Here is a 19533-nt window from a genome sequence, read left to right as displayed (position 1 = left end):
CGGTGGTGAAAGGAAGGCGAAGAACATGGCCCTTTGGCCCTTTGGAAAGAAAAAATCGGCCCAGCCCGCCCGCGACGCGGCGGCCGAGAAGGACGATCCGCAGCTCGCGGCGCAGGAGCCCGGGATCGACGCGGCGGAGGCGGAGCAGGCCGCCGAGCCTGCCGATCCTGTGGTCATCGCCCACGACGCAGTCGGTGGGGAGACCGGCCCGTTTGATGGAGACAGCGTCAACATCGACGATTTCGACTTCAGCGACTTCTCCAGCGTCACCTTGAACCTCGGGTCCATGCGCATCCCGCTGCCGAAGGAGTCCCAGGTGCAGGTGGAGATGGGCGAGGCCGGGCCGAAGATGGTCCACATTGTCACCCGCCACGGGCGAGCCACCCCAGTCGCGTTTGCCGCGCCTCGCACCGGGGGGATCTGGGAGAGCTCGTCTGAGGAAATCGCCGAGGGGATGCGCTCGGAGGGAATGCCGGTCCGGTTCGAGACCGGGCCGTGGGGCCGCGAGGTCGTGGGCACCGGGACCAACGGGGTAATCAGGATCATCGGCGTGGAGGGCCCGCGCTGGCTCTACCGCGTGACCCTCGCGGCGCCAACGGGCAAGGAGGACGAGCTCGCGCAGCTCGGCCGCGAGCTCGTCGGGCGCAGCTTCATCTACCGCGGCGCGGATCCCATCCTGGCGGGCAATTCCCTGCCCGTGGTGCTGCCCGCTCAGCTCGCCCAGCAGGTCCAGCAGGCCGTTATTGCCCGCAACGCCCAGCAGGGTGGGGATGGGGCACGGCCGGAGCAGGCTACTGTGGCGTCGTTAAGCGAGGCGCTCGGCAGGGTGATGGAAGAAAACGCCAGGCAGGAACCGGGAACTCGGTGAGCGAGATCGAGCTCGACGTCACCGCCATCGCGCACGGCGGGGCCGGCATCGCCCGCGACGAGAGCGGGCGGGTCGTCTTTATCGACGGAGCCGTGCCGGGCGATACCGTGCGGGCGCGGCTGACCAAGACGAAGAAGCGCTGGGCGCGCGCCTCGCTTGTCGACGTCTTATCGCCCTCGCCCTCCCGCGTCCCGCATACCTGCCCGGCTGCGGCTGCCGGGGCGGGCTGCTGCGACTACTCGCACATCGCCGCTGGTGACCAGCTCGAGTTTAAAAAGCACGTTCTTATAGGCCAGCTCCGGGCGCTTGCGGGCCGCTCGAGCGTCTTTGGCGCGGCGGGGGTGCCCGAGGACGTGGACGCCATCGCGCTCGAGCCGGTTGTGGGGTGGCGCACGAGGGTCCGCCTCGGCGTTGATGGTAGTGGCCGCGCGGGTCTGCGCCACGCCCGTTCCAATGACCTGGTGACCCAGGTAGCCTGCACGCAGGCGGTCCCGGGGCTGCTCGACGGGGTCGTCGGCACGCGGGCGCGAACCTTTAACCCCGGCTCAGAGGTCGTTGCGGTGCGCGACGCCGACGGGCAGCGCCACGTCGTCGAGACCGCACAGGCCCCGCGCGGCAAGCGCGTCGAGCGGGCTGTCACGGTGCTCGAAGGCACGGGCACCGTGACCGAGCGGGTGGGAGCGCACGCCTATACCTTTCCTGCGACGGCGTTTTGGCAGGCCCACACCCGCGCGCCCGACACGTACGCCGCCATCGTGGAGGAATGGGGTGCCGGCGAGTACGAGCGTCGCGCCGGGTGGGACCTCTACGGCGGAGTGGGCGTGTTCGTCCCCGCCATCGACCGCGCGCTAGGTGGTGCGAGCCACATCGATTCGGTCGACATCTCTGCTTCGGCGGCGGGGCGCGACCAAGCGTGCTTTGAAAAATACCCGCTGAGCGTGCACAACATGGCGGTCGAAGAGGCCCGCTCGCTTGTTGACCCAGGGCTGGTCGTCCTCGATCCGCCCCGCACGGGCGCCGGAGAGGGCGTCGTACGGATGATCGCGGCGGCGCGGCCGCAGCGGGTGATCCACATCGGGTGCGACCCGGCCACCTTCGCCCGCGACCTGGCAACCTTCGGGGAGCGCGGGTACGCGGTGACGCGGCTCATGCTTATCGACGCCTTCCCCAACACCCACCACTTCGAAGTCGTCGCCGCTCTCGAACCCGCAGGCGGCGCTTAGGCCGCTAAAAGACTGCGGCGTGTAAGATTTGCCAGATACGGGGCACGGAAGCCCTAAGGCCCCCTTAGTGGCACAGACACAGGCACAGGCACAAAGGAGCGAGTGTTTACCGTGAACCTGCTGGACTCGATCACGTCGCCGGCGGACCTCAAACACCTCGACGTCAACGAACTTGAGGAGCTTGCGGGGCAGATCCGGCAGCTGCTCATCGAGAAGGTCTCCGCCACCGGCGGCCACCTCGGCCCCAACCTCGGCGTCGTAGAGCTCACCATCGCACTGCACTACGTCTTCGATTCGCCGCGCGAGCCGATCATCTTCGATACCTCGCACCAGTCATACGTGCACAAGATCCTCACCGGGCGCGCCGGAATGTTTGACACCCTGCGTAAGAAGGGCGGCCTGTCCGGCTACACTTCCCGCGCGGAATCCCCGCACGACTTTACCGAATCCTCCCACGCCTCCGTCGCGTTGTCCTACGCCGACGGGCTGTCGAAAGCAAAGGAACTCGCCGGGCGCGGCGAGGACCGAGTCGTTGCCGTGGTTGGCGACGGCGCGCTCACCGGCGGGATGTGTTGGGAGGCGCTGAACAACATCGCGGCGGGGGAGCGCAACGTTGTGATCGTCGTCAACGACAACGGAAGGTCGTATTCGCCGACTATCGGTGGGTTCGCGAAAAACCTCACCCGCCTGCGCGACCAGCTCGCGCAGATCCGAATGCAGCGTAAGTACGACGAGATGATGGAATCCGGCAAGCGCACTCTGCAATCCATGGGGTGGGTCGGCGAGCGGGCCTTCGAGGCGCTGAGTGCCCTGAAGGAGGGCGTGAAGACGCAGGTCGTGCCATCGGAGATGTTCCCCGAGCTCGGCATGAAATACATCGGCCCAGTCGAAGGGCACGACGTCAAGGCGCTGCTCCATGCCCTGAACTACGCCAGCACCCACGCCGGGCCGATCATCGTCCACGTGGCCACGGAGAAAGGCCACGGATTCGCTCCAGCGGTCAACCACGTCGCCGACCAGATGCACTCCACGGGGGCCATCGACCCCGTCACGGGCGAGGCACTGAGCGCCTCGGCACCGGGGTGGACCTCGGTGTTTTCGGAAGAACTCCTCGCTGCCGCCCGTAAGCGCGACGACATCGTGGCCATCACGGCGGCGATGGCTGGGCCCACAGGGCTCACCCCTTTCGCCGAAGAGTTCCCCGCGCGATTTTTTGACGTCGGCATCGCAGAGCAGCACGCCGTGACCTCCGCCGCGGGCCTTGCACTCGGCGGGCTCCACCCCGTTGTGGCCATCTATTCGACGTTCCTCAACCGCGGCTTCGACCAACTTCTCATGGACGTCGGCTTGATCAAGCAGCCGGTCACCCTCGTACTGGATCGCTCGGGCGTGACAGGTTCCGACGGCGCGAGCCACAACGGGGTGTGGGACCTCGCCATCGCCTCGGTGGTGCCGGGCATACGCATCGCCGCCCCCCGCGACCCGGCGCGGCTGAGGGAGGAGTTCCGCGAAGCCATTGCGCACGAGACAGGTCCGACCGTGGTGCGTTTCCCCAAAGGCGACGTCGGGGCGGATATCGAGGCCATCGAGCGCACGCCATCGGGCGTCGATGTGTTGTTCCGGCCCGCCGGCGAGCCAGGGCCGGGCGACCTCGACGTCCTCCTCGTTGCCGTGGGCAGCTTCGCCGAAAACGCCATACTCGCCGCGGAGAACCTCGCCGCTGACGGGGTGCGCGTGACCGTCGTCGACCCGCGGTGGGTCATCCCCATTGACCCCACCCTTATCGAGATGGCGGAGCGGGCTGACATGGTCGTAGTCTACGAGGACGGGGTCGTGCGCGGGGGAGTCGGATCCGCGCTGGGTGAAGCCCTCAATGCCGTCGAAGTTGACACGCCGTTGCGGCAGCTAGCCTTCCCGGACATTTTCCCCGAGCACGCGTCGCGCTCCGAGATCCTGCGGGACTACGGGCTTGACGCCGAGTCTGTGGAGGCGCAGGTGCGCGAATGGACTTTGGCGTACCGCCAGTAGGTCCTCCCTTAATACCTGCACACGGGCGGCCTGGCTGACGGGGTTCGCAGACTCCGCATTGCGGAGTTTCCCGCCCACATCCCGACTCTGCAGCGGCGGAGTGACCTTCCTACGGACTCCGCATTGCGGAGTTTCCCACCCACACCCCGACTCCGCGGCCGCAGAGTGACCTTCCTACGGACTCCGCATTGCGGAGTTTCCCGCCCACATCCCGACTCTGCAGCGGCGGAGTGACCTTCCTACGGACTCCGCATTGCGGACTTTCTCGGGTTGTGCCGTGACTCTGCAGCGGCGGAGTGACCGTCCCACGGACTCCGCATTGCGGACTTTCTCGGGTTGTGCCGTGACTCTGCAACGGCGGAGTGACCTTCCTACGGACTCCGCATTGCGGAGTTTCCCACCCACACCCCGACTCCGCAGCTGCAGAGTCCACCAAGACTGAGGCGCCCCTCGTATTCCCGGGCCATCCAGCGCCGCCGTGCAGGGCTACATACTGCGGATGCGTGCGGCGATTGTGGGGGCAACGGCCGCGACCTGCCATTCGCGCGCACCGGCATGTGAGAGGGCCCGCGCTACGGTATCGGTCTCGCTCAACTGATGCGTGCTCAGTTCCCACACCACCTGCCGCAGCACCGCGGGCGTGAGAAGGACCTCGGGGGCGATGTCGAGCCGCGCGGCGTGGGAGGCGAGCGCCTCTCGCACCGCGACGAGCCTCTCCCACGATTGAGGGTGATGCCTCTGCCACGCAGATTTGCTGGGTGGTCCCGGGGGCGGGTCGTGGGGAAGCGGCCACTGCTCCCGCGGGGTGGAGTAGGCCTGGGATACGACGTCGAACCACCTCCCGGTCTCTCCGCGTCGCCGCGCGGGAAAACCCTTGATGGCCGCGAGTTCGCGGGGAGTGGCGGGCAGGGAAGCGGCGATGGCGATGATGACGGAGCCCGGAAGGACGCTGTGCGGCGAGGCGTCGGCAGCGAAGGCAATCTCGTCCCGGCGCTCCCATAGCGCCTGGGCCACAGCAAGGCTCTCCGGCTGGCGCAGGCGGGACACGCCCTTGAGGTCGCGCCACGTCTTCGGCGTGGGGCGGTTATGGGGGCCATGCGTATCGACGACGTGGTCAAGCTCCTGACGCAGCGCATCGAGCTTGCCCGCCCGATCGAGGTATTCTGTGAGCGCCTCGGCGACGTCGAGAAGGTATGCGACGTCTAGTGCGGCGTATTGCAACCAGGCGTCGGGAAGCGGAACCTGTGACCAGTCCTCGCGCCCGTGGCCTTTTTGCAGCTCCACGCCCGTGAATTCGCGCACGACCGCGGCGAGGTTGGTGCGTTCTAACCCGGCGAGGCGGCCGGCGAGCTCGGTGTCGAACACCGCGCCGGGATAAAGGCCCAGCGCTCCCAGGCTGGGGAGATCTTCCCCGGCGGCGTGGAGGACCCACTCGCCGCCGCCGAGCACTGGGGCGAAGATGTCTTTGACGGCGTCCCGGTGTCCCTCCGGGGCGATAAGGAAGGTCCCTGCGTCGCGCCGGTAGACCTGGACGAGGAAGGCGCGGTCGTCGTAACGAAAGTTCGAGGCGCGCTCAGTATCCACCGCGAACGGGCCGCGCCCGCAGGAAAGCGCGTCGGCTGCGCGTCGAAAAGCGCGCGGGTCCGCGACGAGCTCGAATGCGGCCACGATCCCTATCGAGCGCCGAGCTTGGCCACGCCCTCGGGGGGCAAGCCCGCAACGTGAGCGAGCACCTTCGCAAAAGCTTCCACGTGGGAGGAGAGATCGATGCCGTCTGCGGTCCACGACGCGCGCATCTCCAATTGGTAGGCGCGCGGCGGGCCGCCAATCTCCCCGAAACGCACCGAGGACGTCGAGGTCACGGTCCCGCCCAGGTTAGTGTACCCGGCGCCGCATTCCTCCAGAGATTCACCAAGCCACTGCCAGGCCACGTCGGGGAGCAGGGGGTCGGAGGCCACCGCGTCGTCCATGTCTGCCTGGATGTAGGCGACGAGGCGCATGGAGCCCTCCCATGCCTCTTCGGCGTCGGGGGAGTGGAGCAAGATGAGGCGGCCGAACGCGTCGGCCTCGGCATCGAGCGGGGAGGCGGCGGGGTGCTCGCGGGAGATTTCCAGCCCGATGGCGTGGCTATACGGAGCGGGCCGCTGCGGGGGTCGGATCGTGCCGAGGGTAATCTCCGGGCGCAGGGAGGCCGCGTGCATGGACTCGACGGCGGCCCGGAATTCCGCGGGCGAGGCGGCGTTGTCGCCGGCGGTATCGCCAGAGCTCGCCTGCCGCGCGTGGACTGGGGTCTCGGAATTGGTCACGCCCTATGACGCTAACCACATGCCCTTCATAGCGGTGGAGGCGCGCCGGAGGAGTAAGCTTGACTTACGACTTTTGATTGATTCGCCCGCGCCCCCGCGGGTGGGAAAGGCAGCGATCACATGGCAGAGAACACGGCCGACCTCGAGGCCCTGAACAAGATCCAGCGCTACTCGCAGTGGGTGACCTTCCGCGCCATCCCGGGCGCGTTGGGCACCGAGCGTGCGCAGACGACCGCGCAGGCCAAGGAGTTTTTCGCGGCGCTCGAGGCCGCAGGCGAGGTGAGCGTTCGTGGCGTCTACGATGTCACCGGAACGCGCCCCGAGGCGGACCTCATGATCTGGTGGCATGCCGAGCGCTTCGAGCAGATCCAGAAGGCACTGGCAGATTTCCGCCGGGAGACCACCTTGGGCCAGGTGCTTGAGCTCGGGTGGATCGGCAACGGTCTGCACCGCCCTGCAGAGTTCAACCACGCGCACCTGCCCGCGTTCGTGATGGGCGAGCCCGCCCGCGAGTGGATCTCGGTCTACCCCTTCGTCCGCTCGTACGACTGGTACCTGCTCGACCCGGCCGAGCGGCGCCGCATTCTCGCCGACCACGGCCGGGCGGCAGCGGACTACGCGGACGTGCGCGCGAACACGGTCACGGCCTTTACCCTCGGCGACTACGAGTGGATGCTCGCCTTCGAGGCCGATGACCTGGGCAGGATCTCCGACCTCATGCACAAAATGCGCTACACCGAGGCGCGCCTGCACGTGCGCGAGGAGGTCCCGTTCCAGACCGGCCGGCGCGTTGCAGACATCGGCGAGATCATCGCCGCGCTGCCCTAGCTAGTTCTCGACCGGGCCTTCTTCCAGCGTCAGGGAGATCGAGTTGATGCAGTAGCGCAGGTCGGTGGGGGTATCGTAGCCCTCGCCGGCGAAGACATGGCCGAGGTGGGAGTGGCAGTTGGCGCATAACACCTCGGTGCGCACCATGCCGAGGCTGCGGTCTTCGCGCTCGATGACGCTATCGCCGGCGAGCGGGCTGAAAAACGCCGGCCAGCCGCAGTGGGAGTCGAACTTCTCCGTCGAGCGGAAGAGCTCGGCGCCGCACGCGCGGCAGCGGTAGACGCCCTCCGTGGTGGTGTTGGTGTACTCACCGATGCCGGGCGGTTCGGTGCCGGCTTGCCGGAGGACGTGGTATTCGGCGTCGCTAAGCCTCTCGCGCCATTTCTGATCGCTGAAGTCGAGGAAATTTTCTTGCGCCATCTGCCGCCTCCTTGTTGTCGCTGACTATTACCGAGACTACCCACGCCGCGACCGCGAGTACGAACACCGACCATGCGAAGGTCACCAACACGATGTCGAGCACGGCACCGGTGTGCGGGAAGTGGGGCGAGGCCCACTCGAGCGGGGAGAAACACACCACCACGCCGACCCAGATGGGCGCTGTATGCATGGGGCTCGTACCCACGGGGCGCAGCACCGTGAGCACCGCGGGCAAAAGCATCATCGAGTAGTAGGCCTGCCCCAGGGAGGACAGCAGGCACACCCCCGCGATGAGCACGCCCGAGGTCACCGCCGCCCACAGCCACTCGTCGCTGTATCGGAACCGGGCGAGGCCACCCACCGCCACCGCCAGCGCCAGCGCCACCACCGCGAACATCAGCGCGTGCAGCCAGCCCGGCACGCCGAAGTAGGCGGAAAACCCGGCGAGCGAGGCGTTGGCGTAGTCGCGGGTCACGCCGAGGTAGGGCACGACCTTATCCGTGTAGTCGGACGCCCCAGGCGTCAGCGGCCACGCCACGACGTTGAGCGCCACCGGCAGCAGCGCCGCGGTGAGCGCCGTGCGCCACTCCAGCCGCATCAGCGGCAAAACGATCAGCGGCGCGAACATGGGCTTGATCACGATGGCCAGGCCCAGCACGATCCCCGCGGCCCACGGGCGGGCGCCGAGGAAGAGCTGTAAAAAGGCCACCAGGGCAAGCAGCAAAATGCCGTTGATGTTGGAAAACACGAGCGTATTGGTCACCGACTCCGTCAGGAAGGCGACCGCAATGAGCGCCGGGAAGACGGGGTGGGAGAGCGCATAGCCGCTGCGGCGCGTGAGCAGAGCAAGGGCGGCGATGATCGCGGCGGCGTTGAGGAGGATGAACAGCGGGCGCGCCACCTCGATGTGTTCTGTGAGCCCGAGCGGAGAGAGCAGCAGCGTGGCTCCGGGGTTGTAGAGGTAGTGCGGGTCGACGTGCTCGTAGTTTTCGTTATAGACGTCGACTCGCTCCACGAAGCGGCGCGTCGCCGACCACACGGTGGTGAAATCGTCAGTCAGAGAGCCGGTCCATGCGCGCACGAAAACGCGGTGGATGACAATGAGCACCGCCGCGGGCCAGGCGGCGAAGGAGGCGATTCGAGCGAGGCTCAGACCGCTCGGTCGTGGGGCGGGCTGTGTCCAGGTGGACTCCACGTTGGGCAACTGCATGCCGATAACCGTACCGTTCCCGGCGCTCTGCTACCCGCGCGACCTGCGATAGCGGCAAAACAGCATGGAATCGTCGGTGCGGGCAACCGCTTCGAGGGTGAAGCGCCGGAGACCACCGTCGCCTTCCGCGCCGCCGAGGGCGGGCAGGTGGGTCCCATCGAGGGGCCCGACCGAGGGATCAACCGTGAGGTGGAATACGTCGATCGCATCCGCGGCAAGCAGCGCCGAATAAAGGCTGGGACCGCCCTCGCACACGATGCGGTTGAGGCCGCGGGCGTGGAGCGCGGCGACTACATCGCGCGCGCTGCCCGAGGCCGCGTCCACGAGCTGTGCTCCCGCAGCGCGGAGCCTCGCGCGGGCGGGGGCGAGAGCCGGGTCGCTTAAGGCCTCGCGCGCGGCGATGATGAGCGGAGGGGTGCCAGAGAAAAAGTCGGAGGTGGTGTCGAAGTCCAAGCTGCGCGAGACAACCGCGACGGCCCCGCGCGGAGCCTTGTAGCCCTCGCGGCGCACCGTTCCCGCCCCGACGAGCACGCAATCGGCCCACTCGCGCAGCGCGAGGAGGAGAGCGGAGTCGGTGTCGTTTCCGAGCGCGCCGGAGGTCCCCTCGCGGGCGAAGGCGCCGAAAAGTGTGCTCACAGCGATGGCCCGCAGCTCTCGGTGCTCGGGCGGCAGCTGCGGGCCGATGAGATCGGCAATCGAGGGGGCGGGCATGTGGAGCGGATGACGAGACTCGAACTCGCGACCCTCACCTTGGCAAGGTGATGCGCTACCAACTGCGCTACATCCGCATCAGGGCTGGGAAAGCCTGTGCGCGATACTGGGATTGAACCAGTGACCTCTTCCGTGTCAGGGAAGCGCTCTCCCGCTGAGCTAATCGCGCGGGGGCCAGGAAATGGCCTTGAGGTGGATACGGGAATCGAACCCGTGTACACGGTTTTGCAGACCGTTGCCTAACCACTCGACCAATCCACCGCGGAGGGGTGCCCTCCAAAGTACGCTATAAGTACTTGAGAGCGGATGACGAGACTCGAACTCGCGACCCTCACCTTGGCAAGGTGATGCGCTACCAACTGCGCTACATCCGCAATAGGGCATAGACCCTGTGCGCGATACTGGGATTGAACCAGTGACCTCTTCCGTGTCAGGGAAGCGCTCTCCCGCTGAGCTAAACGCGCTAGCAATACGGCCCCTTCGGGCCGTGGAGCGGATGACGAGACTCGAACTCGCGACCCTCACCTTGGCAAGGTGATGCGCTACCAACTGCGCTACATCCGCACGTACAACATGTGTTGTGCGTGTAAGAACATTAACCGCACGGTTGCGCGTTTCACAAATCGCCAAGGTCAGGGTGCAATTTATGCGCGCACGCGTATCGACGCCCCCATCGCCCCCGAATTACATCCCTGGAATTGTGCGCGCCCTCGCCCCAATTGTCTCGCCTACCTGCCAATTAGGGCGCGTGGGAGGTGCCGTGTAGAGTACAGAGACAGGTTTTGGTCCTATGGCTCAGTGGAAGAGCGTTCCGTTCACACCGGAAAGGTCGCTGGTTCGAACCCAGCTAGGACCACCAAGCACGAACCCCCGGACGACGGCGATGCCGCCTCCCGGGGGTTTTCTGCGCCTCGGTCGGGGAGCGGGAGAGGGTCCGCGAAAAAATTTTTCCTCGCCGTGTAATGCTGGCCGCTGTGGCGTCACAAGCATCATGAACGCCCGCAGAAAGGATTGCGGGCCGATCACACCATGTAAGGAGTCACGCTATGACGAAGAAGTACTGGACAATCGCCGCGGCCACCCTCGCAGCGTTCGGCGCAGCCCTCCCGGCAGCCGGCGCGGCAGCGCAAGAGCCTGCCCCCGAGGTCTCCGCGCCCGCGGCCGTGACCATCCATGACGCCCTGAAACCGGGGGCGGAGATCGCAGTGAGCTCCCCGTGCGCCGAGGGCGACGCTCACGCGACGCTCGAGACCTCCTTCGGCGCCACGGCGGAGATGACTCCGGCGGCGGATGCCGGGGAGCTCGTCGGATACGTCACCGCGCCCGAGCAGATCGGCCCCGGCCCCGCGGACGGCTACCACACCGCGACCGTGACCTGCGATTCCGGCGAGAGCGCGACCGTCGCGTTCGTGCAGGGAGGAAACGACGAGGCGCAAGCGCCGCGTTAAGCCCCGGTTGACGGACCACATGCTGAGCTTCGAATCCTCCTATCGCCAGTGCTACCCGAGCGTGCTTGCCTACGTGCGGCGACGCACTGACGACAACGTTGCTGAAGACCTCTGCGCCGAGGTTTTCACCCGCGCGTGGTCGGGATGGCCACCGCGCGGTGACCTGGCGCTGCCGTGGCTCTACGGCATCGCCCGCAATGTGGTCCTGGAGCACTACCGGCAGCGCCAGGTCTCCGTGCCGTTGGACAGCGTGGGGGAGCACAACCTGCAAGAGCCTTCGGCGGAATCCCGCGCCGCAGCGAATGTTGACATCATGCGGGCCCTCGGCGAGCTGGGAGACAACGATCGCGAAATACTTACACTGCACGCCTGGGAGGGCCTCACACCTGCGGAGATCGCCGTCGTGCTGGGCATCTCCGAAAACTCCTCGCGCGTGCGCCTCCACAGGGCGCGCGCCCGCCTCGCCACATGTCTCCACACCACCATCGGAGCAAAGAGATGACACATCAACCTGATGATCCCCTTATCCTCCTGCGCCGAGCCAACCCGGTGCTCGATACCAGCTTGAGCGCCGAGCAGGAGGCGCGCGCAGAAGAGATCCTCGCCGCCATTACCGCGGCCCCGCCCACCCGCCGCCGCCCTCGGGTGTTGCCGTGGTTAAGCGCGGCGGCAGCGGCGCTTGTCGTCGTCGGCATCGGGTTCGGCGCGCTACCCCAGCAGCAGGCCCGGGCAGAGGCGGAGGAGGCGCTCGAGCAGGCGTCAGAGTCCTCGCTTGCAAAATCCCAACCCCCGCGCGTGACCAGCGCGGACTACCTCCGCCGCGTGGATGCCAGCGGGGAGGCTCGCGTGGTCACCGTCATGCGCACCGACGCCGGCGGGGCGGTCGATGTCGAGCAGCACACCAGCGGGGAGCTGCCGCAGGTGCTGGAGGAGGCCGCGCGGGGCGTCGCCACGCAAACCCCGCTCGATCCGGAGCGAGACATCGTTGGCGAGCTGAGGGAAAAGCCACGCTCGCAGGCCGTGCGCGAGGCGTTGACCTTGCTGCTCTCCCCGGGCCTTGGTGCGCAGCAGCAAAGCGAGCTCTACGCGTTTATCGCCGGGCAAAGCGGCAACCGGGTGATTGCCCGGGGCAGCGAGCGGGAGGGCGAAGCGATCACCATCTCCCGCGCGCACGACGGCCTGACGCTGACGATCCTGCCGGAGACGGGCCAACTGGTCTCGGTCACCGGGCTTGTCGCGCCGGAGGTGACCACTACCGTCGATGCCGCCGGAATCGTCGGCTGCGTCAATGTCACCGGCGTGGCGGGCCCGGAGGAGATCTCGCTGGCCTGCGCTGATAACAACTACGTCGTGAGCGACCTGGAGTGGCAGGGATGGAACTCGGAGTCGGCGAGGGCGACCGGGACGGCGTGGATTAATGAGTGTGACCCGGATTGCGCCAGCGGGCGCATGCGCAAGTTCCCGGTGCAGGTCCGCGCGAGCGAGAAGCGCTCCTGTGGCTACAACCTCGAGGTCTACACCTCCCTCGAGGTGACCTACTCCAGCGAGGTGCGAAGCTCCGAGCCGCTGGCGGCTAATGAGACCTTCGAGCTCGGCTGCGGGTAAGCACCCTAGGGGTAGGGGAAAACCCGCCACCACGTTCATGTGAGACCTCGCTCACGTCCGGGGAACTTCCCGGGGGAGTTAACCGACTATTAATCCGACCTTCTTTTCCGATACCCCAAGGAGTACTTTCATGACGAAGCCAACCACCCGTGCCCGCGCCGCCCGCGGGGGAGCACTCGCCGTGGCTTTATCGGTCGGGCTCGTGTGCGCCAACCCCCAGGCGGCCTTGGCCCACGACGCCGTGATCGGGGGAAACCCGGCCGACGGCGCGGTGGTGGAGGCGTTCCCCGGCGAGCTGACCCTCGAGTTCTCCGGGCACGTGCAGGAAGGCTTCAACACCTTCGCCCTGACCCACGCGGGCAGCTCCGAGGTGGTCTACTCCGGGGAGCCGACCGTGGAGGGCCAATTCGTCACGCTCGACCTGCCCGACGACGTGGCCGCGAAACTCGCCGACCAGCCCGGGGATTACACCATCGGCTACCAGATCGTCTCCTCCGACGGGCATGCGACGAAGGGAATGACGAGCTTTACCTACGAGCCTGCGAGCGCGGGAGCGCAGGCGAGCGAGACGGCGGCTGGGCAGCAGAGCCCGGCGCCTGCCGACCACGCCGCCGAGCAGAAGGAGAACTCCTCCACCGCGACCTGGGTGTGGGTGCTTGCCGGTGTCGCTGCCGTACTCGTGCTCGGCGGGGTAGCGGTGGCGGCAATGGGGCGTCGAAAAGCTGCCGCTGCTCAGTCGCCCGCGGAGCGCGACGAGACCAACTAGCCCCCTGACGCACACCCCACGACATCCCAAGGAGTACACCCATGAACAACCGCGCAATCCCGGTCCTCGCCGCTGCTGTGACCGCCGCGATTTCCCTGTCCGCGTGCTCGGACTCCGAGAGCGCCCCGCAGCAGGGCAGCACCGCAGCGAGCCCTTCGAGTTCAGCGTCGGCCAAGCCCGCGGAGGCGGCGCCGCTCGCCTTCGAAGCGCCCGTCATCCGCGCCAAGGAGCAGGGCAAGGACATGACTGCGATCTTCGGCACGCTGCGCAACACCGGCACCGAGCCGGTCACGGTCACCGGCTTCGAGACCTCGCTTGAAGGGCTTGAAGGGCTTGAAGGGCTTGAAGGCGCGCGCTACGAGGTGCACAAGACCGAAAACGGCACCATGAGCCCGGTCGACGGCGGCCTCGTCGTCCCGCCGGGGGAGAGCGTGGAGCTCGCCCCGGGCAGCTTCCACCTCATGATCCTCGACTACGCCCCGGAGATCCCCGCGGGGGAGAGCGTCGAGGTCACGCTGAAGACCGACCGCGGCGACGTCGTAGTGCCTGGCGTGGAGGTGCGCACGATGATCCCGGGCAACGAGTCCTACGGTGAAGGCGGCGAGATGGTCGGCCACGACATGCACGTCGGCCACTAGGAAGATGAAGCTGAAACGCAGGGCCTTTATCGCCGGGGCGAGTGCTGCGGGGGCGGCGGCCCTGGCCGGGTGCGCGGCCAGGGGCGAGGAGGAGGCGGCACGCGCTGAACCTACCGTGCCAGCCGTCGTCGACTTCGACGGCGCGCACCAGGCGGGAATAGTCACGCGCACGCAGGCGGCGCTCTACTTGGCGGGCTACAACCTGCGCTCGCGTGTCGACGCCCCCGGCTTCGCCCGCCTTTTGCGCCTGCTCACCGCGGACGCGCGCGCCCTGTGCGCCGGCGAGGCACCACTGGGCAGCCTCGAGCCGGAGATGAGCCGCAACCCCGCGGCCCTCACGGTCACCTGCGGTATCGGCGAGCGCGCCTTTGATATTGCCGCCCCGGAGAAGAAGCCTGCGTGGCTGCGCGACCTCCCGGCGTTTCGGCGCGACCAGCTCGATCCCGCCTGGGGGCAGACAGACGTCGTCCTGCAGATCTGCAGCGACGACCCCCTCACCGCGGCGTGGGCGCTGCGCCACCTCACCCGCGCTGCCGCCGACTACGCCACCACGGCGTGGGTGCAGCAGGGCTTTTCCCAGGCCTCAGGGGAGGCCACCCCGCGCAACATGTTCGGGCAGGTCGATGGCACTGTCAACCCCGTGAGCGAGGACGACTACGCCGCGCAGGTCTTCGCCGACGGCCCGGCCGGCTTTGCCGGGGGAAGCTCGATGGTGGTGAGGCGCATCGCCATGCACCTCGACGAGTGGGAGCTGCTCGACCGCGCCTCGCGCGAGCAGGTCATCGGCCGCACTCTTGACACCGGCGCCCCGCTCACCGGCGGAGGCGAATTCACCGCGCCGGATCTCCGCGCGACCGACCGCTTCGGCCTGCCCGTGATTGACAAAAACTCCCACATGGCGCGGGCGATGCCCCCGGCAGACCACCCCGAACAGCGCTTCAAGCGCCGACCATACAACTACGTCTTGCCGCCCGAGCCGGGCTCGGCTCGCTTGAGCAACGTCGGGCAAATCTTTATCGCCTACCAAAAAGACCCGGTGGCCCAGTTCGTCCCCGTCCAGGCGCGCCTCGACGAGGTAGACAGGCTCAACACGTGGATCACCCACATCGGCTCCGCCGTCTACTGGGTGCCGCCGGGGACCTCCGCCAGCGGCGAGTCAGAACAGTATTGGGGCCAGTCAGTTTTCGGGTCGCCACGGGGGTAGGATCTCGAACAGTGTTTTATCCTCGCGGCGCGGCGGCGCCACAGCGCGGATTCCACGAAAGGCAGTTGATAGCAAGGCTGGCGGCCAGGTATGTCGCACGCCGTGAGCGCAAAGGAGCGCACCGAAGACTATGTCCAGCGAATCCCCGGCGGCCCCCGCCGTCTCCGTTGAGCCCGAGCCCTTCGACGTCGCAGCGGGTACCCCCGTGGGCGCGGCGATGAAAGAGCTGAACTACCCCAACAAGGGCGAGGGCGCCATTGTCTGCGTCCAAGACTCCACCGGGGCGCTCAGGGACCTCTCCTACGTTCCCGATGCCGACGAGACCTTCATGCCGGTTGCCGCGAACACCGAGGCCGGCCGCTCGGTGATCCGCCACTCGTGCGCGCACGTGCTCGCCCAGGCCGTCCAGGCCGAGTTCCCCGGCACCAAGCTCGGGATCGGCCCGGCGATCACGGACGGGTTCTACTACGACTTCGACGTCGCGGAGCCGTTTACGCCCGAGGATTTGGCGGCGCTGGAAAAGCGCATGAAAAAGATCATCAAGCAGGGCCAGAAGTTTGTCCGCGGCGTCTACTCCACGGCGGATGAGGCCGCCGCCGACCTCGCCGCGGAGCCCTATAAGCTCGAGCTCATCGAAGACAAGGGCAACGTCGACCCCGCCTCCGACGAGGCGGCCGAGATCGGCGCGGGGGAGCTGACCCACTACGACAACGTCAACCCGCGCACCGGCGAGGTCGAGTGGCACGATCTGTGCCGCGGACCGCACGTGCCCACCACGAAGTACATCCCGGCGTTCGCGCTGACCCGGTCGTCGGCCGCCTACTGGCGCGGCGACCAGAACAACGCCGGCCTACAGCGCATCTACGGCACGGCGTGGGAGTCTAAGGAGCGCCTCGAGGACCACCTCACCATGCTGCGCGAAGCCGAAAAGCGCGACCACCGCCGTCTCGGCAACGAGCTCGACCTGTTTTCCTTCCCCGACGAGCTCGGCTCGGGCCTGCCGGTGTTCCACCCGGACGGCGGCATCATCAGGCTGGCCATGGAGGAGCACTCGCGGCGCCGCCACCTTGAGGCGGGCTACTCCTTTGTCAACACCCCGCACGTGACCAAGGGCGCCCTGTTTTCCAAGTCCGGCCACCTCGACTGGTACGCCGACGGCATGTTCCCGCCGATGAAGCTCGACGGAGAGGTCGACGAGGACGGCAACGTGGTCAAGCAGCCGCAGGACTACTACGTCAAGCCGATGAACTGCCCGATGCACAACCTCATTTTCGACTCCCGCGGGCGCTCCTACCGCGAGCTGCCGCTGCGCTTGTTCGAGTTTGGCACCGTCTACCGCTACGAGAAGTCCGGCGTCGTCCACGGGCTCACGCGCGCCCGCGGCTTCACGCAGGATGACGCGCACATCTACTGTACCGAGGACCAGCTCGAAGAGGAACTCACCAGCGTGCTCGAGTTCATCATCTCGCTGCTCAAGGACTACGGGCTGGATGACTTCTACCTCGAGCTCTCGACGAAGGACCCGAACAAGTACATCGGCGACGACGAGATTTGGGAGCGCTCGACGACCATCTTGCAGTCGGTGGCCGAGCGCTCCGGCCTCGAGCTCGTACCGGACCCGGCTGGGGCGGCGTTCTACGGCCCGAAGATCTCCGTGCAGGCGCGCGACGCGATCGGGCGCACCTGGCAGATGTCGACCGTGCAGCTCGACTTCAACCTGCCGGAGCGCTTCGACCTCACCTACACCGCCCCCGACGGCACGAAGCAGCGCCCGGTGATGATCCACCGCGCACTCTTCGGCTCCATCGAACGCTTCTTCGGCGTTCTCCTCGAGCACTACGCCGGCGCGTTCCCGGCGTGGCTTGCCCCGCACCAGGTCGTGGGCATCCCGGTGGCGGATGATTTCGCGGGGCACCTAGATGGCGTCGTCAAGCAGCTGCGTGCCCGCGGAATTCGCGCGGAGGTCGACCATTCCGACGACCGCATGCAGAAGAAGATCCGCAACCACACCACGGGCAAGGTTCCGTTTATGCTGCTCGCCGGCGCGCGCGACGTGGAGGCGGGCGCGGTGAGCTTCCGCTTCCTCGACGGCACCCAGGTCAACGGGGTGCCCGTCGATGAGGCCGTCGAGCTGATCTGCGACTGGGTGGCGCAGCGGATCAACGAGCAGCCGAGCGAGGTAAGCCTTGCAGCGCGCAGGAGCTAGCGGCGAGTTCGTCGATACCGGGGTGGGGCAGCCGGATCGGCTGATGCGGCTGTGGGCTCCCTACCGCTCGAGCTACGTCGCCGCCATCCCCGACGACGGCGGCGAGGAGGACCCGTTTATCGCAGCGCCGCACAAGAGCGACGAGGACGCGCTCATCGTCGCCCGCGGGCAGGCCGTCTACGCTCTGCTCAACCTCTACCCGTACAACGCCGGGCACCTCATGGTGGTGCCCTACCGCAAGGTCGCCGAGCTTGAACACCTCACGGCGGCCGAATCGGCTGAGCTCATGGCGTTTGCCCAGCAGGCGGTGCGCGTGCTCAAGGCGGTCTCGCACCCCGAGGCGATCAACGTGGGCCTCAACCTGGGTAAGGCCTCCGGCGGGTCCGTCGGCGATCACCTCCACCTTCACGTCGTTCCGCGCTGGGCAGGCGATGCGAACTTCATGACGGTCATCGGGGGCACGAAGGTGCTGCCCCAGCTCCTGCGCGAGACGCGGGCGCTGCTTGCCGACGCCTGGGCACACACCGGGGAGGGCGGGAGCGCCAATGCTTAGCGTGCACGGGCGGGAGCCCGCGGCGGTCGTCGTCGAGCCGGTGGCAAAGGCCCTTTTGCGCATCGGAATGACCCCGAACGTGACCACGGTGCTGGGCACGTCGGCGACGATCCTGGTCTCCGTGCTCCTCATCCCGGCCGGCCACCTCGTCGCCGCGGCGCTCGCCTCGGCGTTTTTCGCCGCCTTCGACATGGTCGATGGGACGATGGCGCGGCTGAGGGGAGGGGGCACGGCCTTCGGCGCCACCCTGGACGCGAGCTGCGACCGCATCACCGACGGGGCGCTCTTCGGCGCGATCGTGGCGTGGTTCGTCTACGTCGACCACGCCTCCCCGGCCACCGTCGCGGCAGCCCTCGGGGTGCTCGTCCTCTCCCAGGTCATTAGCTACATCAAGGCGCGCGGCGAGGCCGGGGGCCTGCGCATCGTCGGCGGGCTCATCGAGCGGCCCGAGCGCCTCATCGTCGCCTTTATCGGGCTCGTCCTGGAGGGCGCCGGGGTGGGCGGGGCGCTCGCGGCGGCCGTGTGGCTGCTGCTTGCCGGCTCTGCAATCACCGTGGTCCAGCGCTTCGCCCTCGCCGCCCGCGATCCGCGCTCGCATGAGCACATCGCCGCGCCGGAGGGGGCAAAGCCGTGAAGCAAGAACTCATCGCAGGAGGCTACGTCGCCGGGTGGCGGCTCGTGGGCGCGCTGCCGGAGTCGTGGGCAGCCGCGCTCTTTCGTACCGGGGCGGATATCGCCTCCGACCGCGGACGGGGTGCGGAGATGCTGCGCCGCAACCTCATCAGGGTCGTCGGTGCGGGCAGCGTCGATCAGCGGCTCGTGCGCGCCTCCATGCGCTCCTACGCGCGTTACTGGAAGGAGGCCTTCCAGCTGCCGCGGCTCGCGGGGCAGGAGGACGTGCTCGCGCGTATCGACGCCGGGGTCAGCGGCCGGGAGCACTTCGAGGCGGCCTATTCCCGCGGGCGGGGAGTTATCCTCGCGCTGCCGCACTCGGGGAACTGGGACATGGCAGGGATGTGGTTCGTGGCCAACTACGGCGGGTTTACCACCGTCGCCGAGCGCGTCGAGCCCGCCGCGCTGTTCCAGGCCTTCGTCGATTTCCGCAACTCCCTCGGGTTCGAGGTACTCCCGCTGACCGGCGGGGAACGGCCGCCGTACGCGCGCCTGAAGGAAGTGCTCGCGGGCGGCGGGATTGTCTGCCTGCTTGGTGAGCGCGACCTCACCGCCCGCGGTGTCGCCGTGGATTTCTTCGGCGAGCCCACCACCATGCCCGCGGGCCCGGCGAAGCTCGCCATCGATACCGGCGCCGCGCTCATCGCGGTGCACTCCGCCTTCGGCGGGCCGGGGGAGCCGCCCTGGCTTCTCACGGCCGACCCGGAGATCGAGGTCACCACACTCGAGCGCACGACCCAGCTGCTCGCGGACCGCTTCGCAGCCAACATCGCCGCGCACCCCGCCGACTGGCACATGCTGCAGCCGATGTGGCCGGCGGACAGGCCGAAGAGGCGGCGTCGCTAGC

At 67.8% G+C, this 19533-nt stretch carries 19 protein-coding genes and 7 tRNA genes; 15 read left to right on the top strand and 11 right to left on the bottom strand.

The features are described 5' to 3' along the window. The first annotated feature begins 25 nt into the window (after positions 1 to 25). The 3 genes from C3E79_RS06365 (at position 26) to dxs (ending at position 4119) form a co-directional block, all read left to right on the top strand. The gene (locus C3E79_RS06365) at positions 26 to 868 is read left to right on the top strand and encodes a DUF3710 domain-containing protein (RefSeq protein WP_108404151.1); all 843 of its coding nucleotides are present in this window, start codon (positions 26 to 28) and stop codon (positions 866 to 868) included. Next, on the top strand, positions 865 to 2091 hold the full coding sequence (locus tag C3E79_RS06360) for a class I SAM-dependent RNA methyltransferase (protein ID WP_108404150.1): 1227 nt from the start codon (positions 865 to 867) through the stop codon (positions 2089 to 2091). The genes C3E79_RS06365 and C3E79_RS06360 overlap by 4 nt, the downstream gene beginning before the upstream one ends. A gap of 111 nt (positions 2092 to 2202) precedes the next feature. Next, positions 2203 to 4119, top strand: a complete 1917-nt coding sequence (gene dxs, locus C3E79_RS06355; RefSeq protein WP_108405095.1) for a 1-deoxy-D-xylulose-5-phosphate synthase — start codon at positions 2203 to 2205, stop codon at positions 4117 to 4119. A 486-nt stretch (positions 4120 to 4605) separates the two neighbouring features. Here the strand turns inward: dxs and C3E79_RS06350 are convergent, their stop codons facing one another. Next, positions 4606 to 5787: an HRDC domain-containing protein gene (locus C3E79_RS06350; protein WP_108404149.1), complete on the bottom strand. Its 1182-nt coding sequence runs from the start codon at positions 5785 to 5787 to the stop codon at positions 4606 to 4608. Positions 5788 to 5792: 5 nt separating this feature from the next. Further along, complete coding sequence (locus C3E79_RS06345) at positions 5793 to 6425, bottom strand: DUF3000 domain-containing protein (protein ID WP_108404148.1); 633 nt, start codon at positions 6423 to 6425, stop codon at positions 5793 to 5795. 120 nt (positions 6426 to 6545) lie between these two features. Between C3E79_RS06345 and hemQ the strand changes: the two genes are divergently transcribed. Continuing rightward, on the top strand, positions 6546 to 7253 hold the full coding sequence (hemQ, locus tag C3E79_RS06340; protein WP_108404147.1) for a hydrogen peroxide-dependent heme synthase: 708 nt from the start codon (positions 6546 to 6548) through the stop codon (positions 7251 to 7253). Here hemQ and msrB read toward each other — a convergent pair whose 3' ends face one another. From msrB to C3E79_RS06295, 9 genes are all read right to left on the bottom strand, one after another. Then, the gene (gene msrB / locus C3E79_RS06335) at positions 7254 to 7673 is read right to left on the bottom strand and encodes a peptide-methionine (R)-S-oxide reductase MsrB (RefSeq protein ID WP_108404146.1); all 420 of its coding nucleotides are present in this window, start codon (positions 7671 to 7673) and stop codon (positions 7254 to 7256) included. It abuts the gene before it with no gap. Next, positions 7618 to 8883: a glycosyltransferase family 87 protein gene (locus C3E79_RS06330; RefSeq protein WP_108404145.1), complete on the bottom strand. Its 1266-nt coding sequence runs from the start codon at positions 8881 to 8883 to the stop codon at positions 7618 to 7620. Before C3E79_RS06330 ends, msrB begins: the two co-directional genes overlap by 56 nt. A 30-nt stretch (positions 8884 to 8913) precedes the next feature. Beyond that, complete coding sequence (locus C3E79_RS06325) at positions 8914 to 9594, bottom strand: dihydrofolate reductase family protein (protein ID WP_108404144.1); 681 nt, start codon at positions 9592 to 9594, stop codon at positions 8914 to 8916. Position 9595: 1 nt separating this feature from the next. Continuing rightward, positions 9596 to 9671 (bottom strand) — tRNA-Gly (locus C3E79_RS06320). A 20-nt stretch (positions 9672 to 9691) separates the two neighbouring features. After that, positions 9692 to 9763, bottom strand: a tRNA-Val gene (locus tag C3E79_RS06315). Between the two features lie 21 nt (positions 9764 to 9784). After that, positions 9785 to 9855 (bottom strand) — tRNA-Cys (locus C3E79_RS06310). Positions 9856 to 9895: 40 nt separating this feature from the next. Beyond that, positions 9896 to 9968: transfer RNA gene (locus C3E79_RS06305), tRNA-Gly, on the bottom strand. 18 nt (positions 9969 to 9986) lie between these two features. After that, positions 9987 to 10058: transfer RNA gene (locus C3E79_RS06300), tRNA-Val, on the bottom strand. Positions 10059 to 10082: 24 nt separating this feature from the next. Beyond that, a tRNA-Gly gene (locus C3E79_RS06295) sits at positions 10083 to 10158 on the bottom strand. 220 nt (positions 10159 to 10378) lie between these two features. Here C3E79_RS06295 and C3E79_RS06290 point away from each other — a divergent pair. The 11 genes from C3E79_RS06290 (at position 10379) to C3E79_RS06240 (ending at position 19532) form a co-directional block, all read left to right on the top strand. Then, positions 10379 to 10453: transfer RNA gene (locus tag C3E79_RS06290), tRNA-Val, on the top strand. A gap of 187 nt (positions 10454 to 10640) precedes the next feature. Then, positions 10641 to 11042, top strand: coding sequence for a hypothetical protein (locus C3E79_RS06285; RefSeq protein ID WP_108404143.1), 402 nt, complete (start codon positions 10641 to 10643; stop codon positions 11040 to 11042). A 19-nt stretch (positions 11043 to 11061) separates the two neighbouring features. Further along, on the top strand, positions 11062 to 11544 hold the full coding sequence (locus C3E79_RS06280; RefSeq protein WP_108405094.1) for an RNA polymerase sigma factor: 483 nt from the start codon (positions 11062 to 11064) through the stop codon (positions 11542 to 11544). Continuing rightward, positions 11541 to 12647: a hypothetical protein gene (locus C3E79_RS06275; protein WP_146183370.1), complete on the top strand. Its 1107-nt coding sequence runs from the start codon at positions 11541 to 11543 to the stop codon at positions 12645 to 12647. Before C3E79_RS06280 ends, C3E79_RS06275 begins: the two co-directional genes overlap by 4 nt. A 130-nt stretch (positions 12648 to 12777) precedes the next feature. Further along, complete coding sequence (locus C3E79_RS06270; protein ID WP_108404141.1) at positions 12778 to 13413, top strand: copper resistance CopC family protein; 636 nt, start codon at positions 12778 to 12780, stop codon at positions 13411 to 13413. Between the two features lie 41 nt (positions 13414 to 13454). Beyond that, entirely contained in the window at positions 13455 to 14051 is a 597-nt protein-coding gene (locus C3E79_RS06265) for a copper chaperone PCu(A)C (RefSeq protein ID WP_108404140.1), read from the top strand. Between the two features lie 4 nt (positions 14052 to 14055). Then, the gene (locus tag C3E79_RS06260) at positions 14056 to 15255 is read left to right on the top strand and encodes a Dyp-type peroxidase (protein ID WP_108404139.1); all 1200 of its coding nucleotides are present in this window, start codon (positions 14056 to 14058) and stop codon (positions 15253 to 15255) included. Positions 15256 to 15385: 130 nt separating this feature from the next. After that, positions 15386 to 17461, top strand: coding sequence for a threonine--tRNA ligase (gene thrS, locus C3E79_RS06255; RefSeq protein WP_108404138.1), 2076 nt, complete (start codon positions 15386 to 15388; stop codon positions 17459 to 17461). Beyond that, positions 17442 to 18014: an ATP adenylyltransferase gene (locus tag C3E79_RS06250; RefSeq protein ID WP_459562069.1), complete on the top strand. Its 573-nt coding sequence runs from the start codon at positions 17442 to 17444 to the stop codon at positions 18012 to 18014. Before thrS ends, C3E79_RS06250 begins: the two co-directional genes overlap by 20 nt. After that, complete coding sequence (pgsA, locus tag C3E79_RS06245; RefSeq protein WP_108404137.1) at positions 18007 to 18648, top strand: phosphatidylinositol phosphate synthase; 642 nt, start codon at positions 18007 to 18009, stop codon at positions 18646 to 18648. The genes C3E79_RS06250 and pgsA overlap by 8 nt, the downstream gene beginning before the upstream one ends. Continuing rightward, a complete protein-coding gene (locus tag C3E79_RS06240; RefSeq protein WP_108404136.1) occupies positions 18645 to 19532 on the top strand; it encodes a phosphatidylinositol mannoside acyltransferase in 888 nt (295 codons plus the stop codon). The genes pgsA and C3E79_RS06240 overlap by 4 nt, the downstream gene beginning before the upstream one ends. Position 19533: the final 1 nt, after the last annotated feature.

Source organism: Corynebacterium liangguodongii (genome assembly GCF_003070865.1).
Classification (GTDB): domain Bacteria; phylum Actinomycetota; class Actinomycetes; order Mycobacteriales; family Mycobacteriaceae; genus Corynebacterium; species Corynebacterium liangguodongii.
The sequence above is the reverse complement of the archived record's forward strand: the minus strand, read 5'-3'. Positions and strand labels throughout refer to the sequence as shown.